The 22,182-nt window shown below is 66.1% G+C and carries 10 protein-coding genes and 2 pseudogenes; 10 read left to right on the top strand and 2 right to left on the bottom strand.

The features are described 5' to 3' along the window. Positions 1-293 precede the first annotated feature (293 nt). Entirely contained in the window at positions 294-872 is a 579-nt protein-coding gene (locus O7542_RS13625) for a hypothetical protein (RefSeq protein WP_281606341.1), read from the top strand. Here O7542_RS13625 and O7542_RS13620 read toward each other — a convergent pair. Further along, positions 820-1,014 (bottom strand): annotated as a pseudogene (locus O7542_RS13620) (IS701 family transposase); the annotation flags it as partial. The gene O7542_RS13625 and the pseudogene O7542_RS13620 sit on opposite strands and share 53 nt — an antisense overlap. A gap of 213 nt (positions 1,015-1,227) precedes the next feature. Here O7542_RS13620 and O7542_RS13615 point away from each other — a divergent pair. The 6 genes and pseudogenes from O7542_RS13615 to O7542_RS13590 all read left to right on the top strand — a co-directional run bounded on the left by O7542_RS13615 (position 1,228) and on the right by O7542_RS13590 (position 8,479). Then, complete coding sequence (locus tag O7542_RS13615; RefSeq protein WP_281606340.1) at positions 1,228-1,350, top strand: hypothetical protein; 123 nt, start codon at positions 1,228-1,230, stop codon at positions 1,348-1,350. Positions 1,351-1,754: 404 nt separating this feature from the next. Continuing rightward, positions 1,755-2,488, top strand: a pseudogene (locus tag O7542_RS13610) (IS5 family transposase); the annotation flags it as partial. Between the two features lie 206 nt (positions 2,489-2,694). Next, complete coding sequence (locus O7542_RS13605; protein WP_281606468.1) at positions 2,695-3,780, top strand: IS110 family transposase; 1,086 nt, start codon at positions 2,695-2,697, stop codon at positions 3,778-3,780. A 164-nt stretch (positions 3,781-3,944) separates the two neighbouring features. Beyond that, entirely contained in the window at positions 3,945-5,885 is a 1,941-nt protein-coding gene (locus tag O7542_RS13600) for a DUF262 domain-containing protein (protein ID WP_281606339.1), read from the top strand. Between the two features lie 1,059 nt (positions 5,886-6,944). After that, a complete protein-coding gene (locus tag O7542_RS13595; protein WP_281606338.1) occupies positions 6,945-7,232 on the top strand; it encodes a hypothetical protein in 288 nt (95 codons plus the stop codon). A gap of 227 nt (positions 7,233-7,459) precedes the next feature. Then, the gene (locus O7542_RS13590) at positions 7,460-8,479 is read left to right on the top strand and encodes a hypothetical protein (RefSeq protein ID WP_281606337.1); all 1,020 of its coding nucleotides are present in this window, start codon (positions 7,460-7,462) and stop codon (positions 8,477-8,479) included. A gap of 44 nt (positions 8,480-8,523) precedes the next feature. On the opposite strand, the gene O7542_RS13585 is transcribed toward O7542_RS13590, so the two are convergent. Beyond that, complete coding sequence (locus O7542_RS13585) at positions 8,524-8,994, bottom strand: hypothetical protein (RefSeq protein WP_281606336.1); 471 nt, start codon at positions 8,992-8,994, stop codon at positions 8,524-8,526. A gap of 226 nt (positions 8,995-9,220) precedes the next feature. Between O7542_RS13585 and O7542_RS13580 the strand changes: the two genes are divergently transcribed. The 3 genes from O7542_RS13580 (at position 9,221) to O7542_RS13570 (ending at position 22,109) form a co-directional block, all read left to right on the top strand. Then, positions 9,221-20,167: a LamG-like jellyroll fold domain-containing protein gene (locus tag O7542_RS13580; RefSeq protein ID WP_281606335.1), complete on the top strand. Its 10,947-nt coding sequence runs from the start codon at positions 9,221-9,223 to the stop codon at positions 20,165-20,167. Positions 20,168-20,596: 429 nt separating this feature from the next. Further along, a complete protein-coding gene (locus O7542_RS13575; RefSeq protein WP_281606334.1) occupies positions 20,597-21,139 on the top strand; it encodes a hypothetical protein in 543 nt (180 codons plus the stop codon). Positions 21,140-21,332: 193 nt separating this feature from the next. After that, positions 21,333-22,109: a transposase family protein gene (locus O7542_RS13570; protein ID WP_274477492.1), complete on the top strand. Its 777-nt coding sequence runs from the start codon at positions 21,333-21,335 to the stop codon at positions 22,107-22,109. The last annotated feature ends 73 nt before the right edge of the window (positions 22,110-22,182 follow it).

Below are 22,182 nucleotides of genomic sequence, written 5' to 3'. Positions count from 1 at the left end.
CGTAACTCAGCCACCGTCATCCAATCCGATGGCGAGGTCGGGCGTACACCTGACACTCACTGGTCCGACAAGATGTCGATCTCTGCGGTGAGTCGCGCTGACATCACCGATGCGACCCTCGTGCCTGGCGCGAAGCCGACTGGCTCGCACGGGGTCCGCGACAAGCGGCGCACGGCGCTCCGTGATCGTTACGGACGAAGGCATGGCCACCCCAATCCTTACCAGGCTGGCAAATCGACAACTGGCGCCGCCCCGGACATGGTGGAGGATCGATCGACGACAGGTTACGGGTCATGAAGGCACGGTCACTTCTCTCCGTTACCACGGCAACGACCCTCCTTGCCGGCTGCGGCACCAGCGACGGCACGCCAACACCCCGGGAACCCATCTCGCAGGCCAGTTCGGGCGCGCCTGCCACAGAAACCCCGACCGCTGCGGACAGCTCGCCATCCCCGACTGAGGGCCAGGGAGCGGCTCGGCTGAAGATCGGCCAGACATTCGCCGGTGCTGGATGGAAAATCACCGTTTACTCCGCGAAATATGGCGGAAAGGCCGACTCTGAGCCCGACAAGGGCAAAGTGTGGGTGCCGGCCGATGTGAAGCTCTGCAACGTCACTACGGGGGAGAGCCTGCCAACGCCGAGTTGGAGTTCCTGGCAGCTCAAAACCACCGACGACCACCAACTGCAGCCCGCCGACATCACTCCCAAACCCCGGGAACCTGCCCTGCCCTACTCCGCCGCAGTCCTGCCAAAAGACTGCGTGCGTGGCTGGCTCACCTTCGAGCTGGATAAGGGAAGCAGGATCAAGGAGATCCGTCTCATCGAGGACCAACTGCTCGGCCCAGGGCCGACCGTAGCGATCTGGGGCTAAGGGGTCGGGCGACGGACAGCCAGGCGTGGACGGCCATGGACAAGGTGATGTGGGCGTACCAGGTTCGCCAGTCGCGGACCTGGTACTCGTCGAGGCTGGCTTCGTTCTTGGCCTCTTGGAAGCATTCCTCAATCGCCCACCGGGCCGTAGCGATGCGGCAAGCCAATCAGGCGGGTGCGGCGGAGCCGTAGTAGACGTAGCAGGCTATCTCGCCGGTGGTGATGCTGTGTCGGACGAGTAGCCAGTACCCGCGGCCGGGCCGCCAGCCGATCCGCTGCAGGCTCGGCGGCCTCGGACGCCGAGGCCGCGAAACTCCGATGACGTACACACCTTCCTCGACCGGGTCGCCGGCGACATGACCGCCCTTTACGGCGCCATTGCCGCCAGCCACCGGAAGACCGCCGTCATCAAGGACGCGCTGCGCCACTGGCACTCGGACCAGGCCGGCGACCGGGACGCCCGGGGACAGGAGTGGTGACCCAGCGGCACGTCATCCACCTGCTGATCGTAGCCAACGACCTGCCCACCGCGCAGCGCCTAGTCCGGGTGGTCGACCGCCGGTCTTGCCGCTGACTGAGACAGGCGGACCACGTTCTCTATATAGGACATCCAGAACCTGCGCTAATCGTTTTCGGTGACCCGCTGATGCCCAGTGACCGGCGCTGCCTGCTCCCTGCCGACCACGACGACCCCTTGCTCGCGACAGCTGCGCCGGTGAGCGGCTCTACGTCGGGCGTGGCATCGGGCGGCCGGCGGGCAGGTTCTGCTAGGCGGTGTCTTCAAAGGATCTTGGTGTCGGATGATGTAGCGCGTGGGTCGTCGCTACGAGTTGTCTGACGTCGAGTGGGAAGCGCTGTCGCGGTATCTGCCGTCGGCGCTGACCGGCGGGTGCTCAACGGGATCGTGTGGAAGATCCGGGCCGGGGCGGCGTGGCGGGATGTGCCTTCCCGCTACGGATCCTGGCAATCGATCTACACCCGTTTCCGCAGGTGGGCCCTGGACGGCACGTTCGAGCGGATGCTCGCTGGGGTCCAGGCCGACGCGGACGCGTCCGGGGACATCGATTGGCTGGTGTCGGTCGACTCCACGATCGTGCGAGCTCACCAGCACGCAGCCGGCGCTAAAGGGGGCGCCGGGAATCGGACGAACCACAAGATCACGCCCGCGGTCGAAGTCGAGGTGGACTGACCACCAAGATTCACCTCGCCTGCGACGGCCTCGGCCGGACCCTGGCGTTCGTGCTCTCTGGTGGCAACGTCAACGACTGCACCCGCTTCGCCCACGTCATGGCTGCCATCCGTGTCGAACGGGTAGGAACCGGCCGGCCACGGGTCCGCCCGGACCACGTCATCGCCGACAAGGGCTACAGCTCCAAGGCCATCCGGTCCGACCTGCGCCGACGAGGCATCGGACACACCATTCCCGAGCGCGCTGACCAGCGGGCCAACCGCCGCCGACGAGGCAGTCGGGGCGGCCGGCCGCCGGCCTTCGACAAGCAGCTCTACAAACGGCGCAACGTCGTCGAGCGCTGCTTCAACCGGCTCAAGCAGTGCCGCAGCGTCGCGACCCGTTACGACTGTGAGGATGATCGGGTGCCGCCCGGGGCTCGGGTCTGACCCGCGTTACGACCGGCCCTTTGGTGCCTTGAGTTTGATCTGTCGACTCGGGTCCCGGGTGGTGCTTGCTGCCGCCGGACCGGCGGGACGTGTCCCGATAGGGGCCTTGCCGCTAACAAGGCGCCTTCACAGTCCTGACCGCCCCTGCCGGCCCGGCGACGGCCATCCGTTCCCGAGCCATCAGGAGCCGAACAACCGTGACCAGCATGTCGCACCCGCCAGTGGCCCAACAGCATGACACCGCCGTAGAGATGGTCCTCGGCGTCGACACGCACAAGGACGTCCACGTCGCGGCGGCCGTCAACATCCACGGCGTTCTGCTCGACAGCCGTAGTTTCCCCACCACCGCCGAGGGCTACCAGGCGATGTTGGACTGGGCTCTGGCGCTCGGCCCGATTCGGCGAGCCGGGGTGGAGGGCACGCATTCCTACGGTGCGGCGTTGACTCGCCACCTACTGACCGCAGGAATCGGCGTCATCGAGGTCAACCAGCCGGACAAGGCCCACCGGCGTCGCCGCGGCAAGACCGACGCCATCGACGCCGAAGCGGCAGCTCGAGCGGTCCTTTCCGGAAGGGCTACCGCCCTCGCCAAGGCAGGCGACGGCCATGTCGAGCGGGTACGGCTCTTCAAGCTGGCCAAAGCCTCGGCCACCAAGTCGCGAGTGCAGGCGATCAACCAGCTCAAAGCCGTCCTCGTCGGCGCCGACCCGGCGCTGCGCGACTCGATGACCGGACTCAGCAACCCCAAGCTCATCCGCCGATGCGCCGACCTCGAGCCGGGCCAGCCAGACACCCCCGCAGCAGCCGCCGCCTACACCCTGCGCCTGCTGGCTCGCCGGATCATCGAACTCACCCGCGAAGTCGAGGACCTCAACCAGCGGATCACCGAGGCCATCAACGCCCACACACCCGAGCTGCTCCAGCGTTACGGCGTCGGCCCCGACACCGCAGCAGCTCTGCTCCTGGCCGCAGGCGACAACCCGCAACGGCTCACCAGCGAAGCGTCCTTCGCGGCCCTCTGCGGAGTCAGCCCGATCGAGATGTCCTCCGGCAAGACCCAGCGACGCCGGCTCAACCGCGGCGGCGACCGCCAAGCCAACTCAGCCCTCTACATGATCGTCATCGCGCGACTTCGCTGGGACCTGCGCACCCGCGCCTACATCGACCGACGCGTCAGCGAGGGCAAGACCAGACGCGAAGCGATCCGGTGTCTGAAACGCTACGTCGCGCGCGAGCTCTACGACCTCATCGCCCGGACACCTCAGCCCGCCAGCCGGACATCGACCGCTTGACATCCATAGGGGCATCAAGACCGCGACGTCGTACCAGGCCACCGTCACCATCGCCGCGCTACTGCAATGGTTGTAACTCTTTGAAGACACGGCCTAGCTCAACCCGTTGCCGAGACTACACACCCTCGTGTGGCCGAATGCTGGTGCTTCGTGGGACGGCGCAGGTGAGCATCTTCGGTAGTCTCACCAGCAAGCCGATCGATCTTGTGGGGAGCATCGTGGGGTTCCAGACGCCGCAATACAAGCTATCCAAGCTTCTGGACCAGGCTGGCATCGGGATCATTCAGCTACCGGACTTTCAGCGTGGATACAAGTGGGACGAGGAACGGATCCGATCCCTGCTCGTCACCGTCACACTCGGTCACCCGCTCGGCGTCCTCATGCTGCTGCAGACTGGCAACGACCAGGTGAGGTTCAAGCCGAAGGCCCTGGAGGGGACGGCGCCCGCGACCGGAAAGGCCGAGCCGGACCTACTCCTGCTCGACGGTCAGCAGCGGCTGACGTCGCTCTATCAGTCGCTGACCGGGACCGGGGTGGTCGACACCGAGGACGTCCGGAAGAAGCAGGTCAAGCGGCGGTTCTACATCGACATCGTGCGCGCGCTCGGGGATCCGGCTCGTCGGGATGACGCCGTGGTCGCGCTGCCTGGTGACGGCATCGAGCGGACCAACTTCGGTAAGGACATCAAGCTCGATGTGTCGACGCCGGAGAAGGAACGGGAGCAAGGCTACTTCCCGTTCCGCCTGGTGTACGACCAGCCGGGCCAGCTCGACTGGCTGTGGCAGTTCCCGGGTGCCACCGGGGATGCGGCCGAGCGAATCGCTCTCATTCAGCGTTTCCAGGCCGAGATCCTCACGCCGATGCAGAGCTACGAGATTCCTGCTATCGAGCTCGACAGACTTACGACCAAGGGCGCGGTTGCCACAGTCTTCGAAAAGGTGAACACCGGGGGTCTACCGCTCAACGTCTTCGAGCTGTTGACCGCGACGTTCGCCGGCGACGCAGCCTACTTCGCAGAGCACGGCGACGACTTCCGCCTCAACGACGACTGGCAACTCACCGAGCAGGTCATCGCTGCGCATCCGGTGCTGCAAGGAATCCGCAACACCGACTTCCTCCAAGCTGTCACCCTTCTCGTGACCGCAAACGGTACCTCCTTCACCTCCGCCCGCAAGGAGGACGTACTCCGCCTGGAGCTACGCCAGTACCTGCCGTGGGCCGAGAAGATCCGGGCGGCGCTTGTGTGGGTGGCGCAGTTCCTCAGGGACGAGCACATTCACCGGGCGCGCGATATCCCGTACCCGACCCAGCTGGTGCCGCTGGCCGTGATCCGGGTGATCCTCGGTGAGGACGCGGACGTGCACGGCGTCCGGAATCGGCTGCGCCAGTGGTTTTGGTGCGGGATCCTGGGTGAGCTCTACGGCGGCGCCACCGAGACCAGATTCGCCCGTGACGTCGACCAGGTTCCGGCCTGGGCCCGGGCAGCAGTGTCCGGTGACGCGGCGGAACTGCCGGTCACGGTGTCGGCAGCCACCTTCGCAGAGTCGCGGCTGCTCTCACTGCGCACTCGTCAGTCAGCCGCCTACAAGGGCCTGCATGCCCTCCTCATGGCCCGCGGAGCGAAGGACTGGCGCTTCAACCAGACCTTCGACCACACCCACTACGTGGCCCTCGATGTTGACATTCACCACGTCTTTCCTAAGAAGTGGTGCGACGACAACAAGATCGACCCGAACTTGCGCGAGAGCATCGTCAACAAGACGCCGTTGGCGGCGAAGACCAACCGCCTCATCGGGGGCGCATCGCCGGCGAGCTACGTTCCGAAACTGGAAGCAGCCGCCGGCATCACCACCGAAGAGTTAGACGGCATCATCGGCGCCCATCTGATCGACACGGCGGCCCTCCGAGCCGCCAACTTCCAGCGCTTCTTCCTCGCCCGCCGACGGGCGCTGCTCGAACTGGTGGAGCTGGCCATGGGCAAGCGGGCGCAGCGGGACGTCGATGCCGGGGAACTGAGTGGCGGCGACGAGGCTCCCGAGGCGTTCGCCCCAGAGCGCGAGGACCCCGAAACCAGCGACGAAGCCCCAAAGGACGAGACTGACTGAACGCTCAGACGCCAGGGGCAGCCCAGCGACGTTCACGCAACGAGCGAGGCAAGGACCGACGACTCGCTGCAAGGCCATCCATCTGCCGATTGCAGCCGACCTGCCTGCCGCGCAACGCCCAGCGTTGGCAGGGGGCCCGGCTGCTCGCCCTGCCGAAGATCGAACCCGGATCGCCGTCTCCACGCAGGACGATCAGAACTGGTGTGGTTGCGTTTCCGTGGGGCACTGATGCCCAGGGGGCGGCGCTGTCTGCTCCGCCCCGGGCACGATGGCCCCTGCGTCCGTCGCCTCTACAGGTGAGCGCTCGAGTGCTGGTCCTCGGCGACAGCGGCACTTGGCGACTGTTGACGTGCTCGCCTTTCCGCCTTCTGCGAGACCGTGATGGGTGACCGTCACAGCCAGATAGGAACCGCTGCGGTGCCCGCATCCCTCGATCGCCCTGTAGGCCGATTCAGGTCCAGCCGGCCACGCACTATAAGGGCTTTACGTTCACGCTGGTCGTGACGCATGCGACAACGGCATGGTAATGCTCGACGGAATTCCGATCAACGCCGCGCCCGACTACGACCAGGCGGATGGATGGTTGGTGACAGCCGAGGTTCGCGTTGCCACCGTCAACGAGTCCCGGCTCCAGGTGTCGAAGCGCCAGGCTGCGCTGTGCCGTGAGCCGGCTTTAGGCCGACGGCCAACATATGAGCCGCCGGCACTAGGAACAGTTGGCGGAGACCAGCCTTCGATCTAGCGAGGGGTGTTGCCCTGCCGTCGACGATGCGAGCATCACCTGATGCTGACCAATGGTGGACACCTGTTTGGCGCCTTTGGCATGTTCTGGAACGCCGATGAGGTCTCCTGGAGCCCCGGCTCAGGTCCGAGCGCCTGGCAGTTGCTCGGTCGCCAGTACCGGAACGCGGGGAGCATCCGCCTGTGCGATTTCCGGCGAGCCCGCGGTGTCTACATTCTCTTTGACGATTTCGGCCCAGTTTATGTCGGCTTGGCTCGCGGACGCGGGGGACTCGGAGGGCGCCTCAAGGACCACCGCTCAGATCATCTCGGTGGCACATGGTCTCGCTTCTGCTGGTTCCCTTCGACGACGTGATGGAGGGAGAGCTGGAGGGTTGGAAGGTCATGAACCATCGTGATCGTCCGGTCCCAAGCACGGACGAGACCGTTATCCGCGAAGTCGAGGCGCTCCTCATCACCGTGCTGGGTGCCCGCCGTCAAAACCAGATGAGGTTCCATGCGGCACAGCGGTGGCTGCAGGTGACCGAGAGCGAGGCAGCGACGATAGCGGAGCGGGGTGTTGTAGATCCCAAGGGGTTCACCTTCCGGCCGACGTACAGCTATTGACGCCCTCGTCAACCCATGTGACCGGCGCGTCCGGCTGCCGGCCTGGGATGCCAGCGGCCTATCGCTCAGTTGGACGTGGCGAACGGCCAACCTTGGCCCCCGTTTACCCCCCGAAAACCCGAGCCAAGTCTTGGCAAACCGGGGGAACCCCACGTCTTCGGGATACGCGCTGTCAGGTAGGCGTCAAATCGCTGGTTCAGAATCACGCCGATCCCGATGGTGGCCACATGGAGTCCGCAGCCGATTGCGCAAGCCACGGCTGGAGCATCGTCACCTCGGCCTCCACGAACTCACAGTTCGCCGGGGCTCTTGCCGGATTTGTCTTCACTGGCATCGTCGTGCTGTTCGCGATGCGTGGGGCCCGCTACACCCACACGCTGGCAGTCCTGGCCCCGACCTTCGTCATGCTGGGATTCGACAGCTACATCTTCAGCCACGTCACAGGCAGCGCAGGCGACGATCTATGTGCGCGTGTGTGGACAGACGGCATGTTCGCCAGCGGCATGCTTGGCGTCGGTGCCGCAGGCGTCGTGACGGGCGCATGCTGGCTGCTCGCAGCACACCTGGACAATCCCGAGCAGCCATCTGGCAGCAACACGGGCCAGGAGTCCGCAGCAGCAGAGGCCGGCAGCATTAATCTGCCGTGGCTAGCGGCCATCATCATGTACGGCGTCACGGTTGCCATCGTCCTTCTTTTGGCGATGACCGCCGACCACTACCTGCGCGTCGTCACGCGTGAGGACGACAGCGCATGGCTGCTGGCGATCTGGTCCGTGCCGGCCCTGGTCCTGATGGCCATGATCGTCCTTGCGCTCATTCGCCGCCGGCGTGGACAACTACCCGAATGGCGAGAGGGGAAGGGCAAGGTCTTCTGGCAGCGGTCCCTGCGTTTCGCGGTATACGGGATGCTCCTCTACGCGGTTATCACACCAGTTGTAGCTGGGCTCTTTGCAAGCGCTTCGGATGCCTGGTGGGGAAGCCCCGGGCCAGGGACGATAGTGCCGACCATCGGTATCGAACTCGTCGTGGCCTCGGTCCTGCTGGTAGCTCTCGTGCTCGCGGCACCACCCATGCCCGTGTCGCGAACTTCTACAGGACAGCAACCGTCGGCCGTCCCCACCCAGCCACCTCGTTCTCAGGCACCCGACCGGCCGCACCCATCGGGCCAACCTGCCTCGACAGCAGCAGGACCGGTGCTCGAAGATGAAGGTGCGGACGCGGTCCCTACGGAAGCGGGAAGCGGCTAGCGCTAGGCAGGGGCGGCTGATCAAATCGCGCACGAGTTTCGTGGTCAGGATGCGGAGTCGGCTAGCGCGGTGACCTCATGCTTCAAGGCGGTACGAAGGTTGTCCGCAGCGCTGTCGCTGATGACGGTGATGTTGGCCGCCGTGGCGCTTCCGCCGATGGTGACGAACCGCACCTTGGGATAGGTGGGCGCGGCGGCCACAACGGCGTCGATCTGGGCGGGGCCGGTGGCTATGACGAGGCCGCATTTGCTGCCGGCCAGCGACGCCACGTGGTTTCGGGCGTTGTCGACCGTTTGCGGGCCGTTGACCGCCAGGTACTGAACCTTGACGAGGCTGGAGACCGAGGCTTCCTGCATGGCGGCCCAGACCGGCTTGGCCGCATCGTCGCTGACGCCCGCGTGGTCGGTGAGCAGGCATGCGGTGGCGTTGAGGTATTCCCGCTGGCGGGGCTCGGGATCGGGCCACAGCATCCAGGTCGTTGCGACGGCTGCGAGGAAGAGGCCCAGTGCGGCCAAGGCGATCCGCCTCGGCCACCCGTCCGGCAGCAGCGCAGCCGGGCGCCGTCGGGATGACAGCTCCTGAAGCCGCCGTCGCCGGTTTGCTGCTGCGGGGCGCGGCCGTAAGCGGTTGGACACCGGCGCACGCTAAGGCACCTGAGGTTCGAAAACAAGATCTTGCGCCGACGTCATCGGCAGGCGAGACTTCCCGAGCTGTTTGATCATCTTCAATAGTGGAGGGCCCATGAGGCGCCGGATCGCTGTCGTCACCACGCTGGCGCTGGCGCTGTCGTTGGGTGTGCCGCAGGGAGCGGTGCCCGAGCAGGGCGGCTTTCCACTTCCGTCACTGTCGTCGTGGTTCCGGCAGTTGCCGGCATGGGCGGCCGTCACCGGCGTGCCGGTGCAGAAGTCGGCTGGTGGCGCCAAGAACCGCGACCACTACGTGTCGGCGGAGCAGACTCGGGCCGACGGCGGACAGGGCCGGGCGCCTGGTCGAGGGCGCGGCGCAGTCGACGCCGAGGTTCCCGCACCGGATCCGAAGAAGCCGTGGACGGCGCCGGTGCTGTCCGGCGAGAACAGCTTCAACGAGCAGACCAGTAAGCGGGTGCCGCAGCGGTCGAGCGCGCGGTACGACGAGTTCCAGAACGCTGACGGTTCGTTCACACGTCGGCTGTACGGAGCGCGGGTCAATTTCAAGGACAAGAGCGGCACCTACCAGCCGATCGACACGCAGCTGACCCGCCGGGACGGTCGGTGGGCGATGCGTGCCAACTCCATCGCGGTGGACCTGGCCCCCCGGGGTGCCGCGGATGCCTCCGATCCGTTGGCTTCGGTGACGACCGCGTCGGGTCATTCGTTGGCCTACGGGCTGGCCGGGGCGGCGGAGGTGCCGGCGATCGTTGACGGCTCCACGGCGACGTATCCGGAGATCCTGCCGTACACCGATGTCGAGCTGGACACCTTCGGTGACGGTCTCAAGGAGACCCTGATCCTCAAATCGCCGATGGCGGGTAACCAGTGGGTCTTCCCGCTTCGGCTGAAAGGGCTGACCCCGCAGCTGCGGGCTGACGGTTCGATCGCGTTGCTGAACGCGAGCGGCGATGTCGCGTTGCGGGTGCCGCAGGGCTACATGGAAGACTCCAACGTCCACCCCAGGTCCGGTGCGCCGGCCCAGTCGTCCGCTGTCGCCTACGAGCTGATCACGGTCGACGGTCAGCCGGCGCTGCGGGTGACGGCGGACGCGGCGTGGCTGGCCGACCCGGCTCGCCGGTATCCGGTGCGGGTCGATCCGTCGACGTGGGACACCATCGACACCGGTGACGTCTTCGTCGACAACGATTCGAGCACGACCAACCACAACACCAACGATCTACCGGTCGGGACCTGGAACAACGGGACGTCGGTCTCCCGCTCGTTCATTCACTTCGACGAGTTCGACAACGACGGGTTGGTGGGTACCCAGATCAGGGCTGCGAAGCTGTTCCTCTACCACACCTGGTCATGGAGCTGCGGCGACAACACCCCGTTCTTCGTGCGGCAGATTCACGAGCCGTGGACCGTCGATTCGCTGACCAACAACGCAGGCCTCGCCGCAGGTCCAACCTTCGGCACCGCGATCGGAACGTTGACGATCACGAACAACTCGCCGGCGTGCGGGAACACGTCGGGGGACCGCAGCGTAGGCAGATGGTGGTCGGTTCCGCTCGCGGTGACGACCTTCAACGCCTGGTCGACCCGGGACATCGGCAACAACGGCCTGGCGATCACCGCGTCGGAGACCAGCTCCACCGGCTTCAAGCGGTTCACCTCCGCCAACTACGGCGCGGCGTACAAGCCCTACCTGCAGCTGACCTACGACTACAACGAGTACCCTCAGGTCAACGAGCAGTATCCGGGCTACGGGCAGGCCACGCAGACCTTGACGCCGGAACTGCTGGCCGACGCGCACGACCCGGACAAGTTCCCGAAGTCCCTGCAGTACAAGTTCATCGTCTATGGCAGCGACGGTAAAACTCAGATCGCCACCTCGAACTGGCTTACCAAGAAGTCGTGGACCGTGCCTTCCGGCGTACTCAGCTGGGGTGAGTCGTACTACTGGACGGTGCAGGTCTCTGACGGCCTGCTCACCAACGCCGACGCCTTGACGAAGCACCTGCTGGTCACCCCAGTGCCACAGCCGTCGATCACCTCCGGGCTGTCGCAGAACTCGGGCCGCGGGTTCGACCCGAGCATCGGCAACTACACCACCGCGACCCGGGACGCGATGGTGAACACGGTCGGCCCACCGCTGGAAATCGTGCGGTCGTACAACAGCATCGACCCGCGCAGTGGTCACGCGTTCGGTGCCGGCTGGTCGACCATGGCCGACGCCCATGCGATTGAGCGGTACGCCAACGGGACCACCACCGTCAACACCGTCGTGGTGACCTACCCGAACGGCCGCCAGATGGCCTTCGGCCGCAACGGCAACGGCACGTTCTCGTCACCAGCCGGACGTACGACCACGCTCTCGACAGTCACCGGCGGCTACAAACTGGTGGAGAAGGACGGCACCAGCTACGAGTTACTGAGCTCCCAGGGCTCAGGCCGGTACGCGGTGACCAAGGTCAAGGATGTCTCCGGGCGAGCCCTGACGTTCACCTACACCAACGGCCGGATGACCAAGATGACCGCCGCGTCGGGACGGACCTTGACGCTGAACTGGGCCACCCCACCGGGAGCCAGCGCGCCGCACGTGGCATCGGTCAGCAGCGATCCCGTCACGGTCAACGGTCAAACCGCGCAGAACACGTGGACCTACAGCTATTCCGGCGACGCGCTGACCCAGGCCTGCCCGCCGACGTCCAGCACGCAGTGCCACACCTACAGCTACACCGGCGGCTCTCTCTACCAGACCGCGGTGAGCAACGCCCTGCCCCATTCCTACTGGCGGCTGACCGAGACCAGCGGCACGACCGCCGCGAGTTCCGTGCTGGAGAACGCCGGCGCCGACAACGGCGTCTACAGCAATGTGACCCTCGGGCAGCCCGGTCCGCTGGCGGCCTCAACGGCGACGGCGGCCGGTTTCAACGGCTCCTCGTCGCGGGTGTCGGTGCCGGCCAAGCTCGTCGGCGACGCCTCCGCGCAGGCGATCAGCATGTGGGTGAAGACCTCCGGCGGCGACGGTGTCCTTTACGGCCAGTCCTGGGAACCTGCCACGGCGAGCGCCGCCAAGGGGGCTTACAACCCGACGTTGTACATCGGCTCGAACGGGAAGCTCGTGGGCGGGTTCCCCACCGCGCCGACGCCGGGCACCGCCATCGGCAGTCTGCTCGCGTACGGGCAGGGGCAATGCCTGGAGGTGCCCGGGAACTCGTCGGCGAGCAATGTTGTGCTGGCGCTGGGCCCCTGCACCGGCGCGGCGAACCAGCAGTGGACCTGGACCGCGGACCGGGAGCTGCGCGTGACCAGCGGCGGCTCGGTCAAGTGCGCGGGCGTGTCCGGCGGCGCCACCGGTAACGGCGCGGACCTCGTGACCTGGGCCTGCACCGGCGCGGTCGACCAGAAGTGGGACGTGCGGGCCAACGGCCAAATCATCAACGACAACTCCTACAAGTGTCTGGACTCGGTGGGAGACGGAACGCAGAACGGCGCCGAGATGCAGATCTGGGCCTGCGGCCGGTTCAACCAGGCGGACCAGTCGTTCGTGGCGCGGACGCACAACCCGATGCAGTCACCGGCCACCGTCGCGGACAACCAGTGGCACCACGTGGTGCTGTCAGCATCGGGCAACAAGCAGCAGATGTTCGTCGACGGCGTCCAGGTGGCGCAGCAGACCGGCATCGCCGTCCAGGACATGAGCCCGGTCTACTCGTATGTCGGTACGGGGTTCCTCGGCGGCGGCTGGCCGAACCAGTCACGCGGCAGTACGGTCAGCAATCTCGGCACGGCGGACTATTTCACCGGGTCGGTGGCGGAGGTGGCGCTGTTCGACACGCCGGTCACCGAACAGATGGTCGGTGAAATCTACCGGGCCAGGACGCCGGTGACCCCTCTGACGGAGGTGCGGCGTCCGTCGGGCAACGCGACCGCGCAGGTCTCCTACGATGGCGTGACCGGCCGGGTCAGCCAGATGACCGACGGCAACGGTGGCGTGTGGCGTCCGCTCCCGGCGTCCGTGGCCGGCACCACGAAGATCTACGAGAGCGCAGTGCTGGGTGGCGTCCCGTCGAACTACTGGCGTTTGGCGGAGACCGGCACGGTCGACGCGGTCAATGAGATCAACGGAGACGTCGCCAGCTACAGCTCGGTCACGCTCGGCAGCGCGCCCGGGCCATTCGGGTCGTCTGCCCCGGCGGCATCCTTCAACGGCACATCCTCGTACCTGAGCTTGCCGGGCGCGGAGATCCCACCGGCGACCGCCGATGACCGTTCGATCGGGTTGTGGTTCAAGACCAGCAGCTCCGCCGGTGGCGTCCTGGCCGGATTCCAGACCAACGCGCTCGGGCAGAGCGGGGACGCCCAATGGCTTCCCGCGCTGTACGTCGGGGTCGACGGAAAGCTGCGCGGCACCTTCTGCTACTGCAATGGTGCCGGCGCGATGACCTCGACCACCACGGTCAACGACGGCAAGTGGCACTCGGCGGTGCTGACCCGCACGGCGACCGGGCAGGCCCTGTACCTCGACGGCAAACAGATCGCCACCAAGACGACGACATCGACGGAGACCCGCACCCTGGGCTACGGCTACATCGGCGCCGGAAAGATCAGCACCCATTGGCCGTCCACCCCGACGAACCTCAACGGCCACTTCAACGGACAGATCGCCGAGGTCGCGTTCTACCGCTCCTCACTCGACACCAAGCACGTCGAGACGCAGTTCAAGGCCCGGGACGCGGTGAAGGCCGCCGCCGTACCGGGAGTCACCTACACGGTGGTGCACCCGGACGACGCCCAAAGCAAGGACGTGCACGACCTGCAAGCCGGGCGCAAGGTCGCCGAGGTCGACACACGCGGCTTCGCAACCCGATTCGGCTACAGCAGCAAGGGCTACCTACGCACGGTCACCGATCCCAACGGCAACATGACGATCAACGAGCACGACGTGCGCGGCAACGTCGTCTCCACCACCACCTGCCAGGACCGGTCGGCGAACAAGTGCTCGACGAGCTATTCCACCTACTACCCGGATGCGACCACGCAGAGCCCTCCGGCGAACGTGCTCAACGACCGGTTGCTCGAGAAGCGGGAAGCAGGGTCGACTTCCGCGTCCGACAACACCTACCTGACCACCTACACATACGACCCCGTCACCGGCAACCGCACCGCCACGACCGACCCGCTGGGGCGCAGGACAACCGTCGTCTACACCGACGGCACCACCGTCGCGGCGTTCGGGGGCGGATTCGCTCCGCCCGGCCTGCCGTCAACGATCACCAAACCGGGCGGTGGCGTGGTGCGCATCGTCTACTACACCAACGGCGACATCGCCGAGGTGACCGACCCGGCAGGCCTGGTCACCCGGTACGAGTACGACCAGCTGGGGCGCACCACCAAGGAAATCGACATCGTCGGGGGCGTTCCCCGCTCAACGACCGCCTTCAAGCACGACGCGCTGGACCGGGTGGTCGAGCGGACGGATCCAGCGACCACCAACCAGGTCACCGGCGCGACGCACACACCGGTCACCACCGTCACCTACAACGAGGACGGTTTACCCGTATCGGAGACCGTGTCGGACAGCACCGGCGGGGACGCACCGCGAACCGTGACGTACGGCTACGACAGCCACGGGAGGCGGGTGACCGAGACCGACGCCAACGGTAAGACGCTGACCCTCGGCTACGACCCGTACGGCCGGGTGCACCGGCAGACCCACGCCGACGGCAGCATCCTGCGCACCGACTACGACGCCATCGGTAACGAACTCGCCGTCGTGGTGGAGAACTACACCGGAGACCCGAACGATCCCTCGCCGCCGGCAGACCTGATCGTCAAGTCGATGGCGTACGACCCGGCCGGCCGCCTGGCGTCGGTGACCGACGCGATGGGCTGGAGGACCGACTACACCTACACCGACAACAACCTGCTCGCCACGGTGACCCGGAGCGACCCCGGCACCGGCGCGTCGTTCACCCAGGAGAACAACAGCTACGACGCCGCCGGCAACCTGGTCTCGCAGATCACCAACAACGGGCTCACCAGGACCGATCGTACGTATGACGCGGCCGGCCGGGGCCTGACCGTGACTCTGAATCCGGGTGGACTCAACCGCACCACCACCCACACCTACTCGGCCAACGACGACGTGCTGTCCACGACCCTGACCCAGGGCGGCACCTTGGTCGGCGCCTCGGAGGCCCTGTACGACCCGCTAGGCCGGGTGCTGTCGAACACGACGTACACCGGCAACGCGGTAACGCCGGTCGGCCGGTGGATGCTTGACGAGACGACCGGCGGCAAGGCCGCCGACTCGACCGGCAACAACGCCGGCATGCTGCCGGCCAGCGGAGTCGGCTGGTCCACCGACCACGGCGGCTCGGCGCAGTTCGACGGCACCAGCGCCATCGAGACGGCGGGCCCGGCCGTGGACGCCACCGCGGGGTTCACCGTCGCGGCATGGGTCTACTTGACCGACGGCACCGCCAAGCACAAGGTCGTCGCCGCGCGGGGCGTGATGCAGGACGCCTTCTCGCTCGGCTTCGACGACGCCACCGTCGAGTGGCGGTTCAACATGAAGGACTCCGACACCACCAGTTCGCCGGGCAAGGCCGCCAAGACCTCAGCGGCCGGGCAGCTGAACACCTGGACTCACCTCGTAGGTACTTACGATCCCGCCTCCGGCACGATGAGCCTGTACGTCAACGGGGTGCTCAAGCACACCACCACCGCCACCACGACGTTCACACCCCGCAAGTCGATGCTCATCGGCGCCGGCACCTGGAACGGCGCCTTGGAGAACTTCTGGCAGGGCCGCGTTGACGACGTGCAGGTCTACTCGCGGCCGCTGAGCGGCAGCGAGGTGGGACAGGTGCGCTCCGGCGCCCTGCCGGCGGCGGACGCCCGGGTGATCCGCACGAGCTACACCCTGGACACCGACGGGTCGATCACGTCGACAACCAACCCGAACGGCGACACCACATACGTGACGAACGACGAGGTGGGCCGCGCCGTGGTCACCACCTCGCCAGCGGCAAGCACCGTGACGGGAGAGCAGGCGCCCGTCACCGCGGTGTCGACGGTTCGACTCGGCTACAACACCTTCGACGAGCTGACCGAACAGCAGGACCCCAACGGCAACGTGACAGTTGTCCGCTATGACGCCGCGGGCCAGCCGGTGGAGACACAACTGCCTGCCTACACCCCGCCGGGCTCGTCCACCCCGATCGTGGCCAAGACAACCAACGTCTACAACGCCGTCGGACAGGTGGTGTCCACCTCCGACCCCCTCGGCGCGGAGACCTCGATCGTCTACGACCAGCTCGGTCGCACCGCAAAGGTCACCGCACCCGACGGCGGCGTGAGCCGCTTCGAGTACAACCTCAACGGCGATCTGCTGTCACAGACCGACCCGACCGGGGCCAAGGGCACCGCCACATACGACTACCTGGGACGCACCGTCACCTCCACCGAGGTGGTGCGCCAGACCGGAAAGGCCCACACGACCACCTTCGGGTACGGGACCGGACCGTGGCCGACGTCGATCACCTCGCCGACCGGCGTGGTCACGACGCAGTCCTACAACACCGCCGGTGAGCAGATCAGCGTCACCGACGGGGCCAGCAACACCACGACCACCCAGTACGACGGCGCCGGCCGCCCGATCAGGGTCACCGCCCCCGACCAGACCTACCAGACCATGGCGTACGACCTGGCCGGGCGTGCGATCAACGCCAAGTCGTACTCGCCTGGCCCGACCAGCGCGGCGGCCGACGACGTGCTGTTGCGGACGGTGTCCAGCCAGTACGACGCCGCCGGCAACCTGGTAGCGGCCACCGACGCGCGGGGCACGACGAAGACGTTCGCCTTCGACGCGCTCGGACAGATGGTGTCCCAGACCGAGCCGATCAGCGGATCCGACCAGATCGTCTCGACGTTCGGCTACGACCTGGCCGGCCGGCAGACCCGGTTCACCGACGGCCGGGGCAACAAATTCATCACCACCTACAACCCGTGGGGCCTGGTCGAATCGCAGATCGAGCCCGCCACGACCGCCCATCCGGCACTCGCCGACCGCACATTCACCATGTCGTACGACGCGGCCGGCCAGCTGGTGCGACTGGACTCACCGGGCGGGGTGAGCGTCACCTCGGAGTACGACGACCTGGGCCGGCTGGTACGCAGCTCCGGCGCCGGCGCGCAGACGACGACGGTGGACCGCACGTTCGACTACGACGCGGCAGGCCGGATGACGTCGTTCGTCGGTTCAGCGGGCCAGACCACCGTCGAGTACGACGACCGCAGTCTGCCCGTGACCATCGGTGGGGTGTCGGGTGCCTCGTCCTACACCTACAACGGCGACGGGGCGCTGACCTCCCGCACGGACGCGGCCGGAACGACGTCGTACACCTATGACACGGCCGGCCGCCCCGCCACGGTGGTCAACCCGACCGCGGGGACGAACCTGACCTACGGGTACAACACCCTGTCGCAGGTGTCGTCGATCACGCACGGAACCGGCGGCAACGTCCGGTCGTTCAGCTACGACGAGCTGCACCGCATGACAGCCGACGAGCTGAAGACCAGCGCCGGCACCAGCATCGCCAAGATCCAGTACGGGTGGGACCTCAACGACAACGTCACCTCGAAGACGACCATCGGACTCACCGGCGCGGCAGCCAACACCTACACCTACGACCTGGCCGACCGGCTAATCGGCTGGAACAACGGCACGAACCCCGTGGTGTACGCGTACGACAAGTCCGGCAACCGTGTTCAAGCGGGCAGCAAGACGTTCACCTACGACGCGCGCAACCAGTTGCAGTCGTCGTCGGACGGGACGAGCTACGAGTACACGCCGCGGGGCACGCTCACACGCACCAGGTCTGGCGGCCAGGACACGACCACCGTCACCGACGCGTTCAACCAGGTGTGGTCGCAGGGCGCGCCTGGCGGTGCGGCCTCCACCTACACCTACGACGGCCTGGGCCGGCTCATCCAGCCGAACCTGACGTACACCGGTCTGAGTAACACGGTGGCCGGCGACGGCGGCGCGGTGTACGTGCGCGACGCCGCGGACGGGCTCGTAGGTGTCGCATCCGGCGGTACGCAGCGTTACGCCTGGACCGATCTGCACACCGACGTGGTGGGCGAGTTCACCGGGACGGGCACGGCCCTGACCGCGTCGGTCGCGTACGACCCCTGGGGCAAGGTCCTGTCCAGCACCGGGATGCTCGGCAAGCTCGGCTACCAGTCAGAGTGGACCGACCAGGGCACCGGCCGAGTCAACATGTGGGCGAGGTGGTACAACCCAGAAACCGGCGCTTTCGACACCCGCGACGATGTCACGCTCAACCCCACTCCCAGCTCCGGGGCGGCGAACAGGTTCGCGTACGCGGAGGCGGACCCGCTGGGCAACACCGATACCACCGGGCATGCGGTGGACGGCAAGTGCGGCCAATACGACTACGCGTGCGAGCTGAAGAAGTACGACGCCGCGATCGCCCAATACACCCGTGACCTCACGCAACACCAGCGAGACGTCAAGTTCGCCGGCGAGGAGATCGCCCGGCAGGAAGCCGACTACCAGCGGGCAGAGCGGGAGAGCCAAACCTCACTGTTCGACATCCTGCTCCAGGTCGGTGTCGGGATGCTCCTCGACATGATCGGCTGGACATCGCTGATGGGGTGCCTCGACGGAGGCGTCTGGGACTGCATCGACCTCGCCACCAACTTCCTCGGACCGATCAAGGCATTCAAGATCGGTAAGTCGCTGTTCCGGGCGGTCGACCGTGCCTTCAGCGGATACCGGATGTGGAAACGCATCGTCGAGGGCGCACGCACGATGATGCGCCGCGCCCAGGACCTGATGAATCAGGCCCGAAAGCACCTCAACGACCTCATGCAGAAGGTGCCCAAGAAACCCAAGCCTCCCAAGAAGAAGCCCAAGCCACCGGTCAAGCCGAAGCCCAAGCCGAAGCCCAAGCCGAAGCCGAAACCCAAGCCGTCCAAGCCGGCCACGCCGCCGAAGGCGAAGCAGGCGCCGAAGCGGCAGGAGAAGCCCGAACGGTCCTCGTCAAAGCAGAACCGGCCCGAGCACCAGCGTGATCGAGATCGTGTTCAGGACAACGAGCCGAAGGCCGCCGCATGCGCTGTGCACAGCTTCGACCCGGACACCCTGGTCCTGATGGCCGACGGCACCGCACGACCGATCGCTGAGGTCAACATCGGTGACACGGTAGCCACAACCGACCCCGCCACCGGTGAACACAGCGACCAGCAGGTGACCCTGCTACACGCCAACCGGGACACCGAGCTGACCGACGTGACCGTGTCGGCAAAGCCTGCGGACCAGGCGACGAGGTCCACCGGTGAGGGTGAAGGGGAACGCAGTACCCGCGGACCGACCGGATCGGTTCTGCACACCACCGCGCACCACCCCTTCTGGGACGCCACCACCGGCGACTGGATCGACGCTGCCGACCTGATCCCGGGCGAGTCGACCCTGGTCGGGCCCGAGGGACAGATCCAGTACGTCACCGACGTCCGCAACTTCACCGGCGCCAAGGTGATGCGGGACCTCACCGTCGCCGTCACCCACACGTACTATGTAATCGCCGGCAACACGTCAGTCCTCGTACACAACAACGACGGCTGTCTTGAGGTCACGGCCAATGAGAAGAGCTACTCCATTTCTCATGGCGAGAGTGGGAGTGGCGTCATCGCAGACCTGGACGACGATGGGATTCTCACGCTGATGATGCAGCGCAATCAGGGATCGCCGATCTCAGGCCGCGAAATGTTCGACCGCGTAATGGAACACTTTGGTGATCGTGTGAATGGAGTGCAGGGCTACTGGGTGTACGGCGACAACCTGGCGGCCTTTAACGCCGCGGTAAGAGGGGGGGATCCACTGCGCTCAGCCGCTCGTGGCACATGGACTGGCCGTCAAGCAGCGAGATATGGGTTTACGCGAGTGAAGATCCTGGTGGCTGACGAGAACCTGGACGGCTTCACGAGGGTCTCTGCAATGTTCAGGAGAGAACGAGGATAAGGTGGCCGAGCCCCAAGGTCGACTGAGCGAATTAGTAAATAAGATGCGAGGGGAAGGTGTAGACCCGCTAGGTGCCGTACTCCATCTGAAAGAAGAAGGGCTTGTGTCGCCTGGTCAAGAGTTTAGTGCGGCGTATGCCCTACGAATGGGATATGGACTTTCGGTAATCCAGCTGCATGAAGTTGTCGGATGGCTGAAAGGCGAGCGCGTTCTGGAGGACCTGAGAAAGGCGCTGTGCGCCAGTGGCGAGTAACTCTCTTCCGCGATGAATTCGGATTGGTGCTCCGCTGAGAGTGGTTGCGGTGTCCGATGGTTTGCCATGGTGTATCAGGTTTTCAGTCACGGCTGTGGTCAAATCGCCGGTCCGTAGGATATGCGTATGAGGCGCTCGCCGGCCATAGCGCGGAGGCAAGCGATGAGGCCTTGGCCGTGGCGGCGGCGATGTGTCTATATCGAATCAGCCCCATTTTCGGCGGGGGTGACAGCGATCTCGACCTGGCTGCTCTGGAAAGAGTCGATAAATGGGGGTCGACCCATTTTTTGGAAACTGTCCGGAATGTATTTGACGGGTTGCGTGACGGTCGGGGCGATGACATCGACGAGGAAGAGCCCGAAGCTGTAGCCGAACTTCAGCGCATGGCAGCTGCAGTGGTGCGGGGCTTGTTTGCCGAGGAATCGAGTATTGCGGAGCTGGCCGATCTCGTCTCGACAGTGAGTCTCGATATCGGTCAGGAGTTCGATGGTCGTATCAGCGAGGTGGATGAGGAGTCCGGGCCGAGATTCTTCCCCGCCAGGAACTTTCCTGATCTCACGCCTCTGGAGGCTGCGGAGATCGTTGATCAGATCGAAGTGTTGGTGAATCTCTCCGCTGGGCAGCCCGCGAACAGTCGGAGGGTGCTGGAGATCGCGAAGAATGGTCGCAAACGAAACGGCGAAATCCTTGAAACGATTCGGCGGCGGAAGGCTAGTTGAATCAGCGCGGGTAAGGCCCGATGGCATGCGGCGGCGGGCCGCGACCTAGAGCTCCTAACGAAATGATGAGCCATTTTCATCGTGATCAAGGGGCCTGAGCAGGTAGGCAGGGGCGTGTCGATGCTCCAGATAGGACGAAGCTCCCGGTAGGACAGCAGTCGACCAAGACGCACTGCCCAGCACAGGAGCTTCGTTGCTGACCTATCCTGCCAGCATCCCGCTGTCCACGCGTAGCCTGACCCGCCTGACCGAGCTGATCCGTGGTCGGCGCCGCACGCTCGGCGGCCGCTGGCGCCGGCTGCCTGCGCAGCAGCAGGCGCTGATGGCTCTGGCCCACCTGCGCAACGGCGACACCCTCACCCGGCTGGCCGCCGGCTTCGCCGTGTCGGTGGCCACCGTATGGCGCTACCTGCGCGAGGCCGTCGACCTGCTCGCCGGCTGCGCCGACGACCTCACCGCGGCGATGCGTCGAGTCACCCGGTTGGCGTACGCGATCCTCGACGGCACGCTGATCCCGATCGACCGGGTCGCCGACCAGCGGCCCTACTACTCCGGCAAGCACAAGCGACACGGCGTGAACGTGCAGGTCCTGGCCGACCCGGCCGGGCGGCTGGTCTGGGCCTCACCCGCCCTGCCCGGCGCCGTCCACGACCTGACCGCCGCCCGCACGCACGGCCTGATCGACGCCCTGACCAGCACCAACGTGCTGACCTTCGCGGACAAGGGCTATCAAGGCGCCCGCGGCGCCATCTGGACCCCGTTCAAACGCCGCCGCACCCGACTGTCCCGCCGGCAGAAGTCCGTCAACCGGCACCACGCCAAGATCCGAGCCCTCGGCGAACGCGCCGTCTCCACGCTCAAGACGTGGAAGATCCTGACCAAACTCCGCTGCTGCCCACGCCGCGCCACCCCAATCGTCCAGGCCATCCTCGTCCTCCAAGCCGCCGAGGAGGCCCGCTACCCACGATGAAAATGGCTCAATGTTGGGCGTGTCCTCGGGACGTGAGGATCGTTCTGTCTGAACGTGAGGAGGGGTGAGCAGC

Origin of the sequence: Micromonospora sp. WMMC264, assembly GCF_027497275.1 — a bacterium.
GTDB lineage: Bacteria > Actinomycetota > Actinomycetes > Mycobacteriales > Micromonosporaceae > Micromonospora > Micromonospora chalcea.
This window is presented reverse-complemented; position numbering and strand designations above follow the sequence as displayed.

Bases quoted from the DNA above. Each gene is read 5' to 3' on its own strand.
- O7542_RS13625 (WP_281606341.1), top strand. From the start codon at position 294: ATGAAGGCACGGTCACTTCTCTCCGTTACCACGGCAACGACCCTCCTT.
- O7542_RS13615 (WP_281606340.1), top strand. From the start codon at position 1,228: ATGACCGCCCTTTACGGCGCCATTGCCGCCAGCCACCGGAAGACCGCC.
- O7542_RS13605 (WP_281606468.1), top strand. From the start codon at position 2,695: ATGTCGCACCCGCCAGTGGCCCAACAGCATGACACCGCCGTAGAGATG.
- O7542_RS13595 (WP_281606338.1), top strand. From the start codon at position 6,945: ATGGTCTCGCTTCTGCTGGTTCCCTTCGACGACGTGATGGAGGGAGAG.
- O7542_RS13590 (WP_281606337.1), top strand. From the start codon at position 7,460: ATGGAGTCCGCAGCCGATTGCGCAAGCCACGGCTGGAGCATCGTCACC.
- O7542_RS13580 (WP_281606335.1), top strand. From the start codon at position 9,221: ATGAGGCGCCGGATCGCTGTCGTCACCACGCTGGCGCTGGCGCTGTCG.